18 protein-coding genes and 1 pseudogene are annotated in these 18,918 nt (G+C 65.0%); 14 read left to right on the top strand and 5 right to left on the bottom strand.

All coding sequences use genetic code 11. The features are described 5' to 3' along the window. Positions 1 to 16 precede the first annotated feature (16 nt). The gene (locus tag HUTA_RS03515; protein WP_015788484.1) at positions 17 to 1,288 is read left to right on the top strand and encodes a HEAT repeat domain-containing protein; all 1,272 of its coding nucleotides are present in this window, start codon (positions 17 to 19) and stop codon (positions 1,286 to 1,288) included. Positions 1,289 to 1,359: 71 nt separating this feature from the next. Beyond that, a complete protein-coding gene (locus HUTA_RS03510; protein WP_143920320.1) occupies positions 1,360 to 3,048 on the top strand; it encodes a phospholipase D-like domain-containing protein in 1,689 nt (562 codons plus the stop codon). Between the two features lie 42 nt (positions 3,049 to 3,090). Here HUTA_RS03510 and HUTA_RS03505 read toward each other — a convergent pair whose 3' ends face one another. After that, positions 3,091 to 5,016, bottom strand: coding sequence for a DHH family phosphoesterase (locus tag HUTA_RS03505; RefSeq protein WP_015788482.1), 1,926 nt, complete (start codon positions 5,014 to 5,016; stop codon positions 3,091 to 3,093). 186 nt (positions 5,017 to 5,202) lie between these two features. Between HUTA_RS03505 and HUTA_RS03500 the strand changes: the two genes are divergently transcribed. From HUTA_RS03500 to HUTA_RS03490, 3 genes are all read left to right on the top strand, one after another. Continuing rightward, entirely contained in the window at positions 5,203 to 5,712 is a 510-nt protein-coding gene (locus tag HUTA_RS03500; protein ID WP_015788481.1) for a Mov34/MPN/PAD-1 family protein, read from the top strand. Beyond that, a complete protein-coding gene (locus tag HUTA_RS03495; protein ID WP_015788480.1) occupies positions 5,713 to 6,141 on the top strand; it encodes an adenylyltransferase/cytidyltransferase family protein in 429 nt (142 codons plus the stop codon). A gap of 84 nt (positions 6,142 to 6,225) precedes the next feature. Continuing rightward, entirely contained in the window at positions 6,226 to 6,681 is a 456-nt protein-coding gene (locus HUTA_RS03490; protein WP_015788479.1) for a hypothetical protein, read from the top strand. Between the two features lie 13 nt (positions 6,682 to 6,694). Here HUTA_RS03490 and HUTA_RS15815 read toward each other — a convergent pair. The 4 genes and pseudogenes from HUTA_RS15815 to HUTA_RS03475 all read right to left on the bottom strand — a co-directional run. Continuing rightward, positions 6,695 to 6,814: pseudogene (locus HUTA_RS15815) on the bottom strand (pyridoxal phosphate-dependent aminotransferase); the annotation flags it as partial. Positions 6,815 to 6,846: 32 nt separating this feature from the next. Further along, complete coding sequence (locus tag HUTA_RS03485) at positions 6,847 to 8,166, bottom strand: hypothetical protein (RefSeq protein ID WP_015788478.1); 1,320 nt, start codon at positions 8,164 to 8,166, stop codon at positions 6,847 to 6,849. Next, entirely contained in the window at positions 8,163 to 8,831 is a 669-nt protein-coding gene (locus HUTA_RS03480) for a hypothetical protein (RefSeq protein WP_015788477.1), read from the bottom strand. Before HUTA_RS03480 ends, HUTA_RS03485 begins: the two co-directional genes overlap by 4 nt. Before the next feature lie 60 nt (positions 8,832 to 8,891). After that, positions 8,892 to 10,046, bottom strand: a complete 1,155-nt coding sequence (locus HUTA_RS03475; protein ID WP_174256024.1) for a pyridoxal phosphate-dependent aminotransferase — start codon at positions 10,044 to 10,046, stop codon at positions 8,892 to 8,894. Positions 10,047 to 10,213: 167 nt separating this feature from the next. Here HUTA_RS03475 and HUTA_RS03470 point away from each other — a divergent pair, with 167 nt between their 5' ends. The 9 genes from HUTA_RS03470 to HUTA_RS15205 all read left to right on the top strand — a co-directional run bounded on the left by HUTA_RS03470 (position 10,214) and on the right by HUTA_RS15205 (position 18,911). Then, complete coding sequence (locus HUTA_RS03470; protein WP_015788475.1) at positions 10,214 to 12,085, top strand: flippase activity-associated protein Agl23; 1,872 nt, start codon at positions 10,214 to 10,216, stop codon at positions 12,083 to 12,085. A gap of 86 nt (positions 12,086 to 12,171) precedes the next feature. Beyond that, a complete protein-coding gene (locus HUTA_RS03465) occupies positions 12,172 to 13,368 on the top strand; it encodes a 5-(carboxyamino)imidazole ribonucleotide synthase (protein WP_015788474.1) in 1,197 nt (398 codons plus the stop codon). Between the two features lie 65 nt (positions 13,369 to 13,433). Next, positions 13,434 to 14,072 (top strand): 5-(carboxyamino)imidazole ribonucleotide mutase, encoded by a 639-nt coding sequence (gene purE, locus HUTA_RS03460; protein WP_015788473.1) that lies wholly within the window; start codon positions 13,434 to 13,436, stop codon positions 14,070 to 14,072. Positions 14,073 to 14,266: 194 nt separating this feature from the next. Further along, positions 14,267 to 14,674, top strand: a complete 408-nt coding sequence (locus HUTA_RS03455) for an NADH-quinone oxidoreductase subunit A (protein WP_015788472.1) — start codon at positions 14,267 to 14,269, stop codon at positions 14,672 to 14,674. 1 nt (position 14,675) lies between these two features. Further along, the gene (locus tag HUTA_RS03450; protein ID WP_015788471.1) at positions 14,676 to 15,371 is read left to right on the top strand and encodes an NADH-quinone oxidoreductase subunit B; all 696 of its coding nucleotides are present in this window, start codon (positions 14,676 to 14,678) and stop codon (positions 15,369 to 15,371) included. Next, positions 15,368 to 17,047: an NADH-quinone oxidoreductase subunit D gene (locus HUTA_RS03445; RefSeq protein ID WP_015788470.1), complete on the top strand. Its 1,680-nt coding sequence runs from the start codon at positions 15,368 to 15,370 to the stop codon at positions 17,045 to 17,047. The genes HUTA_RS03450 and HUTA_RS03445 overlap by 4 nt, the downstream gene beginning before the upstream one ends. After that, positions 17,047 to 18,114 carry a complex I subunit 1/NuoH family protein gene (locus tag HUTA_RS03440; RefSeq protein WP_015788469.1) on the top strand — a complete coding sequence of 356 codons (1,068 nt, stop codon included), beginning with the start codon at positions 17,047 to 17,049 and terminating at the stop codon, positions 18,112 to 18,114. The genes HUTA_RS03445 and HUTA_RS03440 overlap by 1 nt, the downstream gene beginning before the upstream one ends. Before the next feature lie 49 nt (positions 18,115 to 18,163). Then, entirely contained in the window at positions 18,164 to 18,625 is a 462-nt protein-coding gene (locus HUTA_RS03435) for a NuoI/complex I 23 kDa subunit family protein (RefSeq protein ID WP_015788468.1), read from the top strand. A gap of 112 nt (positions 18,626 to 18,737) precedes the next feature. Next, the gene (locus HUTA_RS15205; RefSeq protein WP_015788467.1) at positions 18,738 to 18,911 is read left to right on the top strand and encodes a DUF4177 domain-containing protein; all 174 of its coding nucleotides are present in this window, start codon (positions 18,738 to 18,740) and stop codon (positions 18,909 to 18,911) included. Positions 18,912 to 18,918 lie beyond the last annotated feature (7 nt).

Raw genomic sequence — 18,918 nt, 5'->3', positions numbered from 1 at the left:
AGCCCCAATCCGTTCCATGACCAACGGTGACGACGACGCCGAGCCGGACGGAACTGACGGCGCGTCCGGAGATGGCGCGGAACTCGGAGTCGAGGACTTCGAGGGGCGTCTCGATGACGCCGAGGACACGCTCGATGCTGCCGAGACGGAAGCTGACCTCGACGATGTCGAGGGAACGCTGTCGGCCATCGAGGAGGACCTGGTGGACGCCGACCTCCCGGAACCGGACGAGGACGAAGACGATCCTCAGGAAGCGCTCGAAGATCGGCTGAGCGACCTTCGGGACGGCGTTGCGGATCAGCGCGGTCCATACGTCGAAGACATCGCCGAGCAGGTCGAGACCGCCGCGGGGACGGTCAGCGAGACGCGTTGGACTGACGACGGCGAGGAAGCAGTGATCGCTGCTGTCGAAGCCTTCGGCGAGGCCGTCGCCGAGCACGTCGACGTGAACGGCGCGGGCGACATCCAGGCCGCGAGCGAGGCACTCACCGCAGCAAGCGATGTCCTCGCCGACCGCGATCTGGATCCCGACGACGACAGCGAGGTGATCGCGTCGCTGCTCGACGCGGCCGAGACACTCGCCGATGACATCGAGGCCGCCGAAGCCTTCGACGACCTCTCCGTCCGGGCAAAACTCCGCTATGAGGGATTCTACGAGGTTATCGAGGGCGAGCACCGCAAGGACTTCCCGCCGGAGCTCAACGCCGTGCTTTCCTGGGAGCACCGCTACAAGCAGAGCCGCGATCCCGACGACGTCGAACAGATCCTCCTGGCACTCGATCTCATGGACTCGGAGTTCATGGAGGAGAACATCCTCGACGCGTTCGAGCGAGTCGGCCCGCCCGAGGCGTTCGACCCGGTTCACCAACTCGCCCAGCGCCGGGACAAGCAGGCGATCCGCGTCCTCGGGAAGATCGGCGATGACCGAGCGGTCGAGACACTTGTGGACTTCCTCGACGGCGACCCCGCGCTCCAGCGGGTGACGTTGCGCGCCCTCGGCGAGATCGGCAGCCACGAGGCAACGCAGGCGGTCGCGAACTGCCTCGACGACGACACCGACAGCGTCCGGAGTTCGGCCGCACGCGCGCTCGGACTCATCGGAGATACGCGGGCGATCGACCCCCTGGCGGACGTCCTCGCCGAGGACGACGCCGACGACGCCCGGGCCAGCGCGGCGTGGGCGCTCAACCAGATCGGGACCGAACGCGCCAAAGAGATCGCCGCCGAGTACGCCGACGACCGCGCCTACGTCGTCCAGGTTGAGGCCGAGAAGGCCGCCGGCGTCTGAGCGGCCGCGGCCGGAGACAACGTTCACCGCGCCCCGCGATTTTATATACCAGAACCGACCCAGCACTCGCCGTGCGTCGTGCGTTCGCCTGTCTGGTGGTCGGGATGGTGGTGGTACTCGGGGCCGGTGTCGTGGTCGCCGATCCCGGCCCGAACGCGACCGAGCAGACGCCCGCCAACGCCTCCATCGACGCCATCTATCCGAATCCGGTCGCCGACGGCGACGCTGGCGAGTACGTCGTCCTCTCAGTGTCCAGCGAGACGAACGTGGCCGGCTGGACGCTCGCCGATGACCACTCGACGGCACGGCTCCCGAACGCGACCGTCTCCGGCCGCTTCGCGCTCTCGACCGATCCGGCGCGGGCGCGCAACCACACGGATGTGCCCGTCTACACGCTCGATGGCCACGTTCCACTGGCCAACAGCGGCGAGACTCTGACACTCAGGGACGGCGACCGAGTTCTCGACACTGTCGGCTACGAGGACGCTCCCGAGGGAGAACTCGGTCGCGTCGAGAACGGGGCGATCGCCTGGGAACCGATCGGGGTAACGGACTTCAACGTCCGGCGGGGCGACGGCGGACAGGTGCGGACGTTCGTCCTTCCGGACGCGGGCGGTCTGCCGAGTGACGTGCTCGCGAGCGCGGACGACCGGATCCTGCTGGCGGCCTATACGTTCACGTCGCGGGACGCCTCTGAGACCCTCATCGCCGCGAGTGAGCGCGGTGTCGACGTTCAGGTACTCGTCGAGGGTGGGCCAGTGGGTGGCATGAGTCGACGGCAAGCGCGACTCCTCGATCGACTCGCCGAGGGTGGCGTCGAAGTGAACGCCGTCGGCGGGGACGCCGCCCGCGTCGATCACCACCATGCGAAATACGCCGTCGTCGACGACCGGGCGATGGTGCTGACCGAGAACTGGAAACCCGCAGGGACTGGTGGTCGGTCGAGTCGTGGCTGGGGTGTCGTCCTTTCGGACCCAGCGATCGTCGAGTCGCTCGTCGACACCTTCCGGGCGGACGCCGGGTGGCGCGATGCGATTCCGTGGCAGGAGTTCCGCGAGGGCCGGGAGTTCAGCGATCCGAAACCCTCCGACGGTAGTTTCGCCCGCCGGTACGGCCCACAACGACACGACGCGAGGGGTGCGTCCCTGCTCGTGGCTCCCGACAACGCCGAGGGGGCCGTCATCGAGCGCCTCGACGCCGCCGAGACGTCGATCGACGTCGTCCAGGCCGGCGTCGGCGGGGCCAACCAGTCGTTCGTCCGGGCGCTGAAACGCGCCGCTGATCGGGGTGTCGAGGTGCGACTGTTGCTCTCGCGGGCGTGGTACGCCGTCGAGGAGAATCAAGCAGTCGCCGACCGACTCGAACGGTGGGCCACAAAGGCGGAGGCGTCACTGTCGGTCCGGCTGGCCCGGCCCCGCGATCGGTTTGGCAAGATCCACGCCAAGGGCGTTGTCGTCGACGGCGAGACGGTGCTGGTGGGCAGCCTCAACTGGAACGACCACTCGGCGCGGGAGAACCGCGAGGTCGTCGTCGCGCTGGCGGGGCAGGGAGTGGCTGGATACTTCGGACGCGTCTTCGCCGACGACTGGCAGGCGGCCGTCTGGCGGCTGTCCGTCGGCCTCTCCGTCGTCGTGGCCGTGGCGACCCTCGTGGCGATCCTCGTCGGCCGACGCATCGAATTCGCCGACACCGCGGGCTCTCCCGGCGAGGACAGGCTTCTGGCGGAGGATTTCGGTGATATCCCTGATCGAGAGTTCTGAAAACTGCGAGAGCCAGCCGCCAGCAATCGACTTTCTGGCGCTTCAGACGTCTTCGGGGAGTGCGGCCGAACTGTGGAGTTCCTCGTCGATCTCGGCGTCGGCCATCTTCTCGACGAGGGCGTCGACGACATCCTCGCGTCGTCCCTCGACGAACTTGATCGAGCCGACGACGAGGTGGCCGCCGCCGCTGACGCCGCCACTCGGGATCTCCTCGCGGAGTTCGGTGACCATCGTCGGGATGTCCAGCCGGACGCCGTCACTCCGGAGCACGGCGAAGTCCGGGCCGTACCCGATCGTGATGACGGGGTCGCCGGTCTCCTCGACTTTTCGATCGTGGATGGTCCCCGTCGTCTTGCCCGGCGCGGGGTAGGTGAACCGCCGGGCGGCGTTCTCGACGTCGAGGCGGTAGAGGTGTGCGCCGTTGTCGAGTTCCTCGTGTTCGACGTGATCCATCGCCGCGTCGAGTTGCTCCTCCACGTCACGTTCGGCCCGCGTCGCGAGGAAGTCGACGATCTCCTCGTGGCGATCGCGATCGTCACACGCGACGTTGAGGACGTCGGTGATCAGCGGGTCGCCGTCGTCGTAGCGCAGCCAGTGGGTGGCGTAATCCAGCGCCTCGCCGATGTCCCGGAGATCCTCCTGTTTGTATCCCGCTTGCTCGGCCAGAGCGAGGTAGTCGGTCATCGCCTCGGCTTCCGAGCGGTCGGCCAGGCCGGCGACCGCCGGGACGTGCGTGAGGTCGTCGGTCAGGTCGGGGTCGATCATGCGGGCGAGTTCGACACACAGCATGCCCGTCGTGATCCGGTAGTCCTCGTCGTGGAGGTAGGGATTGACGTGGTCGTCGACGAGCCCCTCGACCGCCTCGGGGTCGGGGTGGTGGTGGTCGATCACGACGATCGGGACGTCGTAGTGGGCCAGATTCTGGTAGGCCGGGACGTCCTCCTCGGTCGAGCCGTTGTCCAGCATCATCAGCAGCGGGAGCTTCTGGCCGTGGCGCTCGCGACTCTCCAGGGCGTGATTGAGGTCGCGGGTGACGTCCTCCATCTCGTAGTACGGCGCGCGACTCGGGAGGCGCTTGAGCAAGTGCCGGGCGGCGTCGCCGTCCGCGTGAACCTCCTCGATGAAGTTCTCCAGGGCGACTGCAAGCGGGACGCTCGCTGCGATCCCGTCGCCGTCTGCGTGGTGGCGCATCCGGATCGGCCGTCCCTCGATCACAGCACGACGGAGCCGGCGAGCGACGCCTTCGAGGTCATCGAGCAGCGGATCGAGCGCGTCCCACTCGACGAACGGCTCGACGTCGTGGGGTTGTGCGGCCTCCTGGGTCCTGGTTTCGAGGCGCTCCGCGAGGTCAGCCCCGGCGTCGTCCGTGACCGATTCCAGCGATTCGACTTCGATCTGGATGCCGCCGTTGCGCTCCTCGACGCGCCCGCGGATCTGGACCAGATCCTCGATATCGACATCGGGATAGGCCCTGACGCCTGCGTCCTCGAAGGCGGCACACGGGACGACCGACTCGCCGTCTCGAACGTGAAAGACGGTCGGACCCCCGGTCTGTTTGATCTGGACGACTTCGCCCGCCAGTCGGACTGATTCGCCGATGTTGTCCGAGAGGGCCGGGCTGCCGACGTCGGTGTCGGCTTCGACGGCGACCGTGCGGTAGTCGTCTGGCCGGCGTTCGGCGAACGCGAGGTCACCGTTCTCCCGGACGTCTTCGAGCGCGACGATGAGCTTGTCGCCTCGATTGTAGCTGCCCCGGAGGTTCGACTCGTGAACCAGCCCCGAGACTTCTTCCGAGAGGTCGACGAAGACGCCGTACTCGACGACGCCGTTGACTGTCGCGTGGTACTGCTCGCCCGCTTCGACGTCCTCAAACGTACAGCGAGGATCGAGATCGTAAACGACCGGACGATCGCCGTCCGAAGAATCCGGATCGGCGCTTCCGGCGTTGGAATCTGACGAAATCGGCATTGTGTATGTGCGTTCGGCGTCGTCGCCGTTTTAAGCTTTGGAAACGACCGTCAGGGCTTCTATGCTGGAGGTCGGTCGCTCACATCCGGGTTGGGACACGCCCACAGCAACGGCGGGAGACAGTGCCGATCGTTCGAGGTTGATCGCATCGGAACCCTTAGAAGGAACCCGGCCGGAACGGGAACCATGCGGCTGTTTCGCTCCGCGGGTGTCGTCGGCATCGCCGAGGCCGCCCTGTCGTTCGCGCTTGCAGCCAGCCGTGACAGTCATCCCCACGAGTACATGGGGATGCTCCGGGGCGAGGACGCCCACTCACTCGGTATCGATCGGGACGGAACAGTCATCACGGACGTACTCGTGATTCCCGGGACTGAATCGAATTCGGTGAGTGCGACCGTCAAGACGAGTATGATTCCCAACGACGTCCAGAGCGTCGGCTCGGTTCACTCTCACCCCAACGGCGTCCTCAGACCGAGCGACGCCGATCTCGCCTCGTTTCAGCGCGGGGACGTCCACATCATCGTCGGCGCACCCTACGAGCGCGGCGACTGGCAGGCCTTCGACAGCGACGGGGAGCCGATCGAGTTGCCGGTCTTCGATGTCGAACCACCCGAGGAGTCCTTTTTCGATTTCACACAGGAAGATATCGACCGGGAACTCCGTGAGGAGAGCGACGATTGGGAGGGACACCGCTGAATGACGACCGTCGTCGCTCAGGGCACCTTTGACTTGCTCCATCCGGGCCACCTCCACTATCTCCGCGAGGCCGCGGGCATGGGTGATCAGCTTCACGTCATCCTCGCCCGGCGGGAGAACGTTACCCACAAGGACCCGCCGATCCTGCCGAACGAACAGCGCCGGGAGATGGTCGCCGCCCTCGACCCGGTCGACGAGGCGATCGTCGGCCACGATGACGACATCTTCATTCCTGTCGAGCGGATCGATCCTGATCTCCTGGTGCTCGGATACGACCAGCATCACGACCGGGGGGACATCGCCGACGCACTCGCCGAGCGCGGGATCGACTGCGTCGTCAGGCGAGCAAGCGAGTACGAACCCGGCTACGAGGGGGCCGTCCTCTCGACGGGCCGGATCGTCGAGCGGATTCTCGAAACCCGGGACTGACGTCTCCGGCCGGCCCTCTGTCGACGTGGCACTCTCCGTCCGGAGGGAAACGTTTAGGTAGTCCACACTTGTAGACGGAATAATATGTCAGTGGATACGAAGCGCCAAAACGGGCAACTCGACGTCGGGACGGGACTGATCGGCGTCGGCACGCTGGTGGCGATCGTTGGCGCGTTCCTCCCGTGGCTCACGGCCGGTGGCTGGCTTGGCGACGCGAGCATCGCCAGTGGTCTCGGTATGATTTCGGACGCGGCGCTGCCGATCTACAGCCCGATCCTGACCGTCGGGCTCGCCGTTCTCGCCGTCGTGTTGAGCGTCGGTGTACCGGACAACGACCTCGCCCGGATGGGTGAGATCGCCGCCGGCGTCGTGATCGCCCTCGTCGCCGTGATCTTTGTCGTCTCGCCGGAGACGGTCTTCGGCGGTGGGATAGAGGGTGCCTTCCGCGATGCCGTCTCGGACCCCGGCATCGGGATCATCGCGACGCTGGCCGCCGGCATCGTGATCGCTGTCGGCGGAGCCTTGAACATGTCCGGGTGAGCGAACGATCGTGCTATAGCAAGTCTGCCTCGGCCAGCCGCTCGACGCCTTCCCGGAGTCGTTCTCGACTCGCGGCATACGAGAGCCGGACGTACCCCGGCGTCCCGAACGCGCTCCCCAGCACAGTCGCGACTCTGAGATGTGTTCTGTCTGCGGTCGAGACTATTACCCGTCGATCGCCGCTATGATCGTCTCTGTCGCAGCCGGCACCGCCTCTGCCACGAGCCGGGTCCAGACGTACTCGCTGTGAGCGCTCGACACCGTCTGTATGTCGTCATCAGCTCCTGCCAGTGCATCGTCCGCTTCAGTGAGTGTTTCGGCGAGTCGGGATCCGACGAACCGATCCAGTGGCTGATCGGATCCAACCAACGTCTCGACAGCCTCGATAGCCTCCTGTCGCGTGCTCTCGATAGTCGCGGCGTCTGGGGGGAACAGATCCGCGCCGTCGTCGATACGGGCGATCACCGTCTCGAGGGCGTCGAGGGCGGCATACACCCAGTGGGTTTCGCGAAGTCGATAGGCCGGGTAGGATCGCTGGTCGGACCAGACGACTGTTCGCAAGTCGTAGTCGGGATATACTTCGTCAAGCTTCTCCCCCAATAGCGCCATTCCCGGCTCACCTTGCCGGACGTCCCGCTCGACGAGCGCGTCCCTGTCGGGCCGTCTGTACAGCTTCTCGTCCGACTCCGACGGCCGGAACTCGACCAACCGTTCTCTGGTGGGTTCAACCAGCGTGGCGACGGCTTCCTCGAGGGCGTCACCGACGGGCTCGGGATCCGTCAGGCTCGATTCGTAGCGGTCCCGAACGAATCCGGCTGCGGTCGTCCACGCCCAGGCGCGCTCGTTTGTCGCGGCGTATCGGCCGACACGGAGGGGACTCGTGGTGCCCCCGGCGAGCATGTCGTGACTTGCCTCGGAGAGCCCGGACTCGAGGGCACCGTAGACGACGACCGCCGACTGGGTGTCGGCGGCCCGGCCCGGTAGCGACTCTTCAGCCCGTCGTACCCTGTCTTCCGCCTGGGTGTTCGTGAGAACGACGTCGGCCGGCGACCGGTCGACAAGGACGGCTGCCCAGATGGCCGCCGCGCGCCCGGCGTGTGCCGCGGCATGGGCGGCGGCCTCGACAGTCCTGACAGTTCCGGACGCCGATCGCATCCCCTTGAGGGCCGATCGCGCTTCAGCCCGATGATCCACGATCGTCTCCCGGATCGTTCCGTTCGGGAGGCGTTCAGCAGTGAGCGGTTCGGGGACCGTTGCCAGCCGGCTCTCGACGCGCTCGCGGAGGTCTCCACGCTGGGACTCGGTCAGCGCCACCGGAATGACGGCGGGCCGATCCGGGACCGGTCGGTCGGTGACCGATTCGAGGCCGGAGCGGTCGAAGGCCGGCGGGTCGTCCCAGAAATACTCACTGTTCCCCAGACAGCCCGCAGTCGCCCCCGCGGCAGCGAGTGCGAGAAGGCTTCGGCGCGTGTACTGTCGGGTCATCGGTCCTCGCTCGCGGTGTCGTCGGTCGTCGTGTTGTTCCCCGCCGTCCCATTGCTTTCGATGACATCCCAATCAGTGGTGCTCCTCTCGCACGGGAAGTGGCCACTCGAGCCGCCGGAGTGGACGTCCATGTCGACGACGGCCGGCAATCGAAAGCAAAGGGCCATGCCGACCCGGGTGTCGGCCGCACACTGCTCGTCGGGCGGCCGGAGTTCACTGCAGTACTCATACTCGATATTGGTGTACTGCCAGCTCACCGAGTGGATCCGGTACTGGTAGCAGGACTTGGGCCGGATGTGTGTGACGTATACGGTCTCTTCGCTGAAGTCCGTCGCGTTCAGGAACTCCCGCGTCGCGGTCACATCTTCAGACGGCACACCCGGCTGGAACTGCAGGGCATCCGCTTTCTCCGTCGAACCTATCAAAAAGCTGTCGCCGGGATCGTCCTCTGGCGGTTCGACGACGCTCCGGCCGTCGGGGTTCCGGGGCTTCACGACAGACGGATCCGACACGCGACCGGAGTTTTCGACCGTTGCGCGGTCGGCCTCACGATGGGAGGGGTCGGTGTCGTCGTTGCTCTCGTTGCCGTCGCTGCTCACACACCCTGTAAGTCCGAGGACTGTCGGCACTGCCCCGTGGAGGACCTGGCGGCGAGTTGGGGACATACCTGTCGGTGAAACGGAACAGACTAAGTACTTTTCGTATACGATACTGAACGAAAGACGCTACAGCAAGTCGGCTTCCGCCAGTCGCTCGACAGCCTCTCTAAGGCGCTCCCGGCTCGCCGCATACGAGAGCCGGACGTACCCCGGCGTGCCGAATGGACTCCCCGGCACAGTCGCGACGTGGGCTTCTTCGACGGCTTTTTCGGCCCAGTCCTGGTCGTCCCCATCCACGGGAAGCATCATGTAGAACGCGCCTTCCGGCTCCGGTACGTCTTTGCCGTGTTCGGCGAACAGATCGACGAGCATGTCCCGTCGCTGCTCGAAGGCCGCGCGCATTTCCTCGATGGTCTCGTCGGTGTTCCGGAGGGCTTCGACGCCGGCGTGCTGGACGAAGTTGACCGCACAGGTCACGGAGTGGGAATGGAGTTTCCCGGCCTGCTCGATCAGTTCCTCGGGCCCGGCGAAGTAACCCAGTCGCCAGCCTGTCATCGCGTAGGCCTTCGAGAAGCCGTTGAGCGTGATCGTCCGGTCTGCCATCCCCTCGAGCGTGCCCAGACTCGTCGCTTCCCGGCCGTCGTAGGTGATCTCCTTGTAGATCTCGTCGGAGATCACGGTGATGTCGTGTTCGACGGCCAGGTCACGGACGCCCTCCAGGGCGGCGTCGGAGTACACCGACCCGTGGGGGTTGCCCGGCGAGTTGACGACCAGCAGTTCGGTGTCGTCGCTGACGGTTGCGGCCAGATCGTCCAGCGCGGGTTCGAGGTCGAAACCGTGGGCGGCGGTGTCGACGCGAGTCAGGCTCCCGCCCGCGAGTTTGACCATTGCCTCGTAGGAGACCCAGGCGGGGTCAAGCAGGCAGACCTCATCCCCGTCGTCGATCAGTGACTGGAAGACCTCGTACAGCGCCTGCTTGCCGCCCGGCGTCACGAGGACGTTCTCGCTCTCGTACTGGGTGAGGCCGTCGGCGTGCAGTTTCTCGACGATGGCATCCTTGAGTTCGGGGATGCCATCCGAGGGGGTATAACCAGTGTTGCCTGCATCCATGGCTTCCTTGGCGGCGTTTTTGACGTTTTCGGGCGTATCGAAGTCCGGTTCGCCCACGCTCAGGTCGACGACATCGACGCCGTCGGCCTCCAACTCGGCGGCGAGGTTGCTGATCGCGATGGTTGCGCTCGGTTCGACTCTCGTGACACGTTCGGCGAAGTCCATGTGTATAGTCTCTCCTGGTGCGGTCGCCGGCTGTAGTCCGTCACGACCCGGCTTCCGCGTGTCGTGGTGGGTGATGACCACGCGGCGGGTAAAGGTGTACCGCTCGACTATCGACGCTCCCGGCCACTCCGCCAATCGGAAGGATTCTAACCTCCCGGGCCACAGCAAGCGATATGGCCGAGGCTGTAGACGCTGTCGATCCGCCCTCCGCCGACGGCAGTCCCCGGGATCGGAGCTTCGTCGCCGAGCATCCGGTCGTGGTTGCTGTGCTCACGATCACGGCCATCGGGTTGCTCGCCCGCTTTGCCATCCTGGGATCGCGGATTGCCCACTGGGACGAGGCCCGCGTCGCCTACTGGGTCGACTACACGTTCGAGACCGGCCGCTTCGCGTACAACTCACACACCCACGGCCCGGTGATCCAGCACCTCTCGCGGTATCTCTTCGGCATTCTGGGTCCCAGCGACACCACGATCCGAATCCCCGTCGCGATCATCGGCGGCCTGCTCCCCGTATCTGCACTGCTCTATCGTGAGCACCTTCGGGACGTCGAGGTCGTCATCCTGTCCGGATTGCTGTCGGCTAACGCCGTCTTGCTGTACTATTCGCGGTTCATGCGTAGCGATCTGCTAGTCGCGACGTTCATGTTCACCGCGTTTGGCCTCCTCGTTCGGTTCTACGATACCCGCCGGATACGGTATCTCTATGCCGCAACAATCTGTATCGTCCTTGGCATCGGGTCCAAGGAGAACGCGCCGCTGTACGTCCTCACGTGGCTCGGGGCCGGAGCGATCCTCCTCGATGTCGCACTCTACCGACCCCGAAACTACCGCGGCGGCCTCGGCCTGATCGCGACGAAGTTCGCTCACCTCAAGGGCCGACTCGGCGACATCCGGCATCGACAGCAGTATGCCACCCACACCATCGGGATTGCAGTCGTGGCCATCGCGCTGTTTACCTTCCTGTTCGCCACGCGTGGCGGTGGCATCGACGGGATCTACCAGCCGCCGGAGGGATTGAGTTTCTGGGCAGCGATCACGAGTCCGTGGCGGATCCTGAATCTGGTCAGCGATACCCTCACGTACGTCATATATCCCAACGGCGAGTACTTCGCATTCACGAAAATGGACGCCGTCCTCATCGACCTTCCGGGGCCGCCGGCAGTCGACGCGACGGCATCGGGCTCCGATCCCAAAACCGTCCCGTACCTGTCGCGGTTGTTCGCGATGGGTGGCGGTCTGCTGGCGAAGGCACCGGTCGTCCTCGGTTTCGGGCTCGTCGGCGTGCTCTATGAGCGATATCTCGCCGAACGCAGCCGGACGCTGGTGCTGTTCATGTTCTTCGCGGCGCTGTTTTCGCTGGTCGGCTATCCGCTGACACTGTCAATCGACACGGGCTGGAAGTGGAACATGGTCCACGTCGTCGTCCCGCTGTCGATCCCGGCGGCTGTCGGTCTCGGGATCGTCGGTCGGTGGGCGACGGTCGCCTATCGACGGCACGACCGGGTCGACCTTGGACTGTCCGCAGTCGTCCTCTTGCTCGTCACGCTGCTAGTCGCGTGGGTAGCCGTTCCTGGCGCGTATCCGCCGGCCGATCGGTCCGGTGACAACCCGCTCGTGCAGTACGGCCAGCCCGCCGACGACCTTCGCCCCACGCTCGATCAGTTGCAGACGGCCGCTGTCACCCACGCCGGGACGGATGTCATCGTCTACGACGGCTCGCGTTCCGGCGAACCGTTCGTCAGGGGCGATTCAGAGACAGCCAGCAAGGACTTCCGGCCGACCTGCACGAAGTGGGACAACACACTGCCGCTGAACTGGTATCTCGCCGCCTACGACGCCGACACCGAGTGTGTCGCCGACAGCGACGGTCTCATCGAGCGCATCGAGACCGAGGATCCTCCCCCGATCGTGATCACGCGCGAGAGTGACGCCACTGTGCCCGAAGATGCGCTCGAAGCGGACTACCAGCCCCGCACGTATCGACTCCGGACGCACGGCTCGGAAGCGACAATTTACGTCCACGAGGACGTCTCTGCGGAGTGAGAGTGGATCGGTAGAGGTGTCACCTCGCTCGTGTTCGGTCGGCAAGGCAATCCTTTTGCCCGCGCTGGTGAAACCGCGAGCCAGTAATGACTACTACGCTACCTGGCCCGACCGTCGGTGTCGTCGGCGGCGGCCAACTCGGCCGGATGCTCGGCGAGGCGGCCGCGCCGCTCGGGATCGAGGTGATCGTCGTCGATCCCACACCCGACGCGCCCGCATCGCCCGTCGTCGCCGACCAGATCGTCGCCGACTTCGACGATCCCGACGCGCTTGCCGAACTCGCCGACCGCGCTGACTACATTACGTACGAGATCGAACTCGCCGGGACTGGCGCGCTCCAGACCGTCAGCCAGGAGACGGGGACGCCCGTCCATCCCAAGCCCGAAACGCTGTCGCTCATCGAGGACAAACTCGTCCAGAAGCGCCGCCTCGAAGACGCCGGGGTTCCGGTGCCCGAATTCCGCGGTGTCGACTCCGTCGGGGAGCTACACGATGCACTCGACGAACTGGGCTACCCAGCCATGCTGAAAGCCCGGGAAGGTGGCTACGACGGCCGCGGCAACGTCCCGATCGAGACGCCCGATGACGTGGAAGACGCCTTCGAGACCATTGTCGACGCCGCGCCCGGTGCAACTCTCGACGATCCGTCCGGGGCGGCGATGGTCGAGGGATTCGTCGACTTCCAGCGCGAACTCGCCGTCATGGGTGTCCGGGGCGACGGCGAGCGCGATACCTTCCCCGTCACCGAGACGATCCACCGCGAGGAGATCCTCCGGGAGACCGTCTCGCCGCCCCGCGCCGAGCCGGCAGTCCGCGAGCGCGCTCGGGAGGTCGCCCTGGACGTGCTGGACGTCATGGAGGGCCGCGGCGTCTTCGGGATCGAACTGTTCCAGGGGCCTGACGACGGGATCTTCCTCAACGAGATCGCCCCTCGCCCGCACAACTCCGGCCACTGGACCATCGAAGGCGCGCTCACCTCCCAGTTCGAACAGCACCTCCGGGCCGTGGTCGGGTGGCCGCTCGGGGCGACCGATCGCCGCTCGCCGACGGTGACTGGGAATATTCTGGGTGACGTCGACGACCGACAGGAAGCGACGCTCCGGAATCTCGAATCGGTGCTCGAAGCCGACGGCGCGTCGATGCACTACTACGGGAAAGAGGAGGTCTATCGCCTGCGGAAGATGGGCCACGTCACTGCCGTCGGAGATGACAACGCCGATCCGGGCGAGCTACTCGAACGGACGCGTGACGTTCGCGACGAGCTGACGTTCCAGCCGAGTTGAGGAACTGGGACGACATCTGACTCCATCCCGACACGCTTAGGCTACCTCCGCGAGCACACTCGCTCATGACGAGCGAGAGCGTCCAGTCGTTGATCGACCAGCTCGAAGCAGAGGCAGCAATGGATCGCCCGGTCGAGGCAACACCGGAGATCGGGATCATCATGGGCTCGGACTCGGATCTCGACGTGATGGCCGGCTCCGAATCCGGCCGGCCGGGGGCCTTCGACGTGCTGACCGAGGAACTCGGCTTCGAAGAGCAGACCGACTACGAGACCGCGCCCGAGGCACGCTTTACCTTCGAGACGTTCGTCGTCTCGGCCCACCGGACGCCGGAGTTGATGTACACCTACGCCGAGACGGCCGAGGATCGGGGCCTTGACGTCATCATCGCCGGCGCGGGCGGCAAGAGCGCCGACCTGCCGAACATGACCGCCTCGATCGCCTACCCACTGCCCGTCATCGGCGTCCCCGTTCAGGAGAAATCCCTCCCGTCGGTGATCGGCATGCCACAGGGCGCGCCGATCGTGGCCGTCGACGCCGGGAAATCCTTCAACGCCGCTTTATCGGCTGTCCAGATCCTCGCCCGGCAGCATCCCGAACTCCAGGAGCGCCTCCTCGCGTACCACGAGGGGTTACAGCAGGGTGTCGGCGAGGTCTCGCGGGACCTCCACGAACGCGGAACGCCCGGATTCAGAGACACCTAAGGCTCCCCGACACGATACAGCAGACCAGTCGTGTCAGCCCTTCGGCGACCGACTCGCTCCGGACACACCTGTCGGGCATTCAACGATCGCTAATTCTCCGGAAAACGGCAACATCGACCGCTATTGCCCGCGATTCCCGCCGGAACACTGAACCCTTATGTGGGACCGCTCCCAAACCGACCCAGAGAGATCGAATGAGCAATCCCTGGATCGCGATCGGGGCGTTGGCGGTCGTCGGGCTGGTAATTCCGTTGTCGATGATTGCCATCTCGGCGTTGATCCGCCCGAGCGTCCCCGAACAGAGCAAACGAGCCACCTACGAGAGCGGCGAGGTGCCGACCGGCGGTACCCGCATCCAGTTCAACATTCAGTACTACATGGTCGCGTTGCTGTTCGTCGTCTTCGACATCGAGACCGTCCTCATCTTCCCCTGGACGGTCATCTACGGCGACGCCGTCGAGGCGGTCGGCCTCTGGCGAGCGCTTGCGCCGATGGTCGGGTTCATCGCCATCCTCGCCGTTGGTCTCGGCTGGGCGTGGCGCAACGGGGCCGTCAGATGGGTGACCAGCAAGCGCGCGAGCCGACAACGGGTCGAATCATAGTATGAGTCAGAACACACAGCAGTCCGAGAGTACCGGCACGAAATCCACACGCGAGGCCCGGATGGGCGAGGGGGTCGACGACCGGTTCAACTCACGGCTGCGTGAGGCGCTGGGCTCGACACCGTTCATCCTCACGAAGTTCGACCAGTTCATGAACTGGGCCAGGGGGTCGTCGATGTTCATGCTGCAGTTCGGGATCGCCTGTTGCTCGATCGAGATGATGCACACCTACTCGGTGAAACATGACCTCGATCGCTTCCACGCCGGTGTGCCCCGCGCCTCGCCACGGCAGGCCGACGTGATGATCGTCCCCGGAACCATCGTCTCGAAGTTCGCCCCGCGGATGAAGCGCGTCTACGATCAGGTCCCCGAGCCGAAGTTCACCATCGGGATGGGGTCGTGTACGATCTCCGGCGGCCCCTTCCAGGAGGGCTACAACGTCGTGAAGGGGGCCGAGGAGGTCATCCCGATCGACATTCAGATTCCGGGCTGTCCGCCCCGTCCCGAAGCGCTGATCTACGGCGTCGCCAAACTCCAGGAGCGGATCGCCAACGGCGAGTCCTCCCCCGTGGTCGTCAAGCCCTACGAACTCGAGGAGTTCGGCGACCTCGAACAGGACGAAATCGTCGAGAAACTCGCCGACCAGATCGACGAGGACGATCTCGTCATGCGGTACAACTGGGCTGATTCGCCATGAGTTTACAGGAACGCTCGCCGGCCGAACCGGACGTCGGCGTGACCGAGGACGGACTGGACTACGACGAACTCGCCGATCTCCTCGGCGACCACGTCCTCGATCGCGAGGAACACGTCAACGCCGAAGGGTTCGTGATCCGGCCCGACGAGGTCGAAGACGTCCTTTCGACGCTGAAGGAACGGGCCGGCTTCGATCACCTCTCGGCCGTCACCGCCCAGGAGTACGACGACCGCTACGAGTCGATCTATCACCTCAAGAAGTACGACGACCCGACCCAGGAACTCAGCGTCGTCGTTCCGACGAGTTCAGAGGAGCCGGTGAGTCAGTCGGGCGCGTCGGTGTTCGACACTGCCGACTGGCACGAGCGGGAGGCCTACGACCTCGTGGGCATCGAGTACGACGAGCACCCGGATCTCCGCCGGATTCTCCTCCCCGAAACCTGGCAGGGCCATCCGCTCTCGAATGAGTACAACCAGACCCAACCACAGGTCGTCACCCTTCGAGAGCACGCCAATCCCCTGCAGGAGGACAAACAGAGCCCCCAGGATCCCGATACGATGTTCGTCAATATCGGGCCACACCACCCGGCGACTCACGGTGTCCTCCACGTCAAGACGGTGCTGGACGGCGAGCAGATCGTCGATCTCGACCCCGATATCGGGTATCTCCACCGGAGCGAGGAGCAAATGTGCCAGCAGGGCACCTACCGCCACCAGATCATGCCCTATCCCGACCGGTGGGACTACACGCCCGGTGGCTTGCTCAACGAGTGGGCCTACGCCCGCGCAGCCGAGGACTTGGCCGACATCGACGTCCCGGAGTACGCCCAGGTCCTCCGGACGATGAGTGCCGAGCTGACCCGGATCGCGGCCCACATGCTCGCGGTCGGGACCTTCGGGCTGGACCTCTACGGGGACTTCACGGTCATCTTCATGTACGCCGTGCGGGACCGGGAAGTCGTCCAGAACCTGCTCGAGGACCTCACTGGCCAGCGGCTCATGTTCAATTACTTCCGGCTTGGCGGCGTCGCCTGGGATCTGCCCGAACCCCGCCAGGAGTATCTTGAGAAGGTTCGGGAATTCACCGATGAGCTCCCCGAGCGACTTGAGGAGTACCACGACCTCATCACGGGCAACGAGATCTTCCAGATGCGGTGTATCGACACGGGCGTCCTCCCGCCGGAGGTCGCCAAGTCCTACGGCGCGACCGGGCCCGTTGCTCGCGGCTCGGGCGTCGATTACGACCTTCGTCGTGACGATCCCTACGGCTACTACGACGAACTCGACTGGGACGTCGTGACCGAGGACGGGATGGACAACTACGCCCGGGTTCTGGTCCGGCTTCAGGAGGTCGAGGAGTCCGCGAAGATCATCCGACAGTGTCTCGACCTGCTCGAGGACTGGCCCGAAGACGATCGCACTATCCAGTCGAACGTCCCGCGGACCCTCCGACCGGATCCGGACAAGGAGGTTTACCGCGCGGTCGAGGGTGCGAAGGGTGAACTCGGCATCTACATCCGTAGCGACGGCACGGACAAGCCGGCGCGGTTCAAGATCCGGAGTCCGTGTTTCTCGAATCTCCAGACGCTGCCGGTGATGTCCGAGGGCGAGTACATCCCTGACATGGTGGCGTCGCTCGGCAGCCTCGACATCGTGCTCGGGGAGGTGGATCGGTGATGATCCTGCAGGCAACGACGTTGACCGACACCATCGCCGACGTGCTGGGCTCGCTCGGACTCGACGCCGCGAACCCGCTCGTGGTCTTGCTGGCCGGATTGCTTGCGGCGGCACTCGTCGCCACGATCGTCCTGCTCAACGCGGCACTCGCGGGGCCATGGGCGAAGCGGAAGATCACCGCGGCGTTCACCGACCGGATCTCGGTCAATCGGATCGGGCCGATGGGGATTGGGACGATCGTCGTCGACTCCGTCCGGCTGCTCTCCAAGGAGTTGATCATCCCCGAGAAGGCCGACCGACCGGCCTACGATCTCGCGCCAATCCTCCTCGCCTCCTCGGCGCTGCTCGGGTTCGCCGTGATTCCGATGGGGTCGGGCATCCAGGTCGCCGACCCCGAGATCGGGCTGGCGTACGTCTTCGCCGTCGCGTCGATCGCGTCGCTCGGCCTGCTGATGGCCGGGTACGCTTCGAACAACAAGTACTCCTTTCTCGGCGGGCTGCGTGCGGTCGCCCAGAACCTCGCTTACGAGATCCCGTTGGTTTTGACCGGCGCGTCCGTCGTTATCTTCGCGGGTTCGTTGCGACTCAGCGAGATCGTCGCCGCCCAGCAGGGGACGTTCCTCTCGCTCGGGCCGGTGGCGATCCCGAACTGGTTCGCGTTCATCAACCCCTTCGCGTTCGCGCTGTTCATGCTGGCGAACCTTGCCGAGGTCGGCCGCAACCCCTTCGACATCCCCGAAGCGCCGACTGAAATCGTCGCCGGCTATCAGACCGAATACTCCAGTGTCTACTTCGTCCTGTTTTACCTTGGGGAGTTCATCCACATCTTTCTCGGCGGGGCGATCGTCGCGACGCTGTTCCTCGGCGGCCCGGCCGGCCCACTCCTGCCGGGGATCGTCTGGTTCCTCATCAAGATCTGGGGCGTGTTCCTGTTCACGCAGTGGGCGCGCTCGGCAGTCCCCCGCGTCCGGATCGACCAGTTGATCGAGATCGGCTGGAAGGTGATGCTCGTGCTCGCGCTGATAAATCTGCTGCTGACGGCGATCATCGTCGGGGTGGTCGCCTGATGTTCGCTGACGGGTCCCCGACACGCGTTTACACTGGTGGTGACATGACATGATCGGCGTCCTCAAAGGTATGGCAACGACGATGAAACACGCCCTCGACGGCAAGACGTTCACCGTCGAGTATCCCGAGACCGCACCGGAAGTCAGCCCGCGGTTCCGGGGTGTCCACAAGTACAGCCAGGAACGGTGCATCTGGTGTCGTCAATGTGAAAACGTCTGCCCAAACGACACCATCCAGATCGTGATGGACGACCAGCGCAACGGCGAGCAGTACAACCTTCACGTCGGCCAGTGCATCTACTGCCGGCTCTGTGAGGAGGTCTGTCCGACCGACGCCATCGTGCTCACACAGAACTTCGAGTTCGTCGGCGATACGAAGGACGATCTCGCCTACGACAAGGAGGAACTCAAGAACGTCCCGTGGTACAAGGACATTGACCCGCTGGAGTCCCGGGAGCCGGACCGTGGCAGTTGGATCGGTGAAGGTGAAGGCGAAGTCGACTATCAGTAGGAAGCATACGCGGCCGAAGGCCGCGTTTCGCGGGACCGAGCGGAGCGAGGTCCGCTGCTTGAAACCCGCATTCGGGTCGGTTCTTTTGGGCCTGGAGACCCTTCTGTCTAGTATGTCGGACCAGCAATACGTCTACACACTCCACGAAACGGAAGGGAACAAGCAATCGATCGGCGATCTGGACGCCATCATCAACGAGTACGCGAGCGAAGGATGGCACCTCACGGAAACGATCGCGCGCAACGGCACGACGATTGGGCTCGTCTTCGAGCGCGAGGTCTCGTGACGAACGA

Origin of the sequence: Halorhabdus utahensis DSM 12940 (genome assembly GCF_000023945.1) — an archaeon.
GTDB lineage: Archaea > Halobacteriota > Halobacteria > Halobacteriales > Haloarculaceae > Halorhabdus > Halorhabdus utahensis.
Note: the sequence above shows the minus strand (reverse complement) of the source record. Positions and strands in the feature narration are given on the sequence as shown.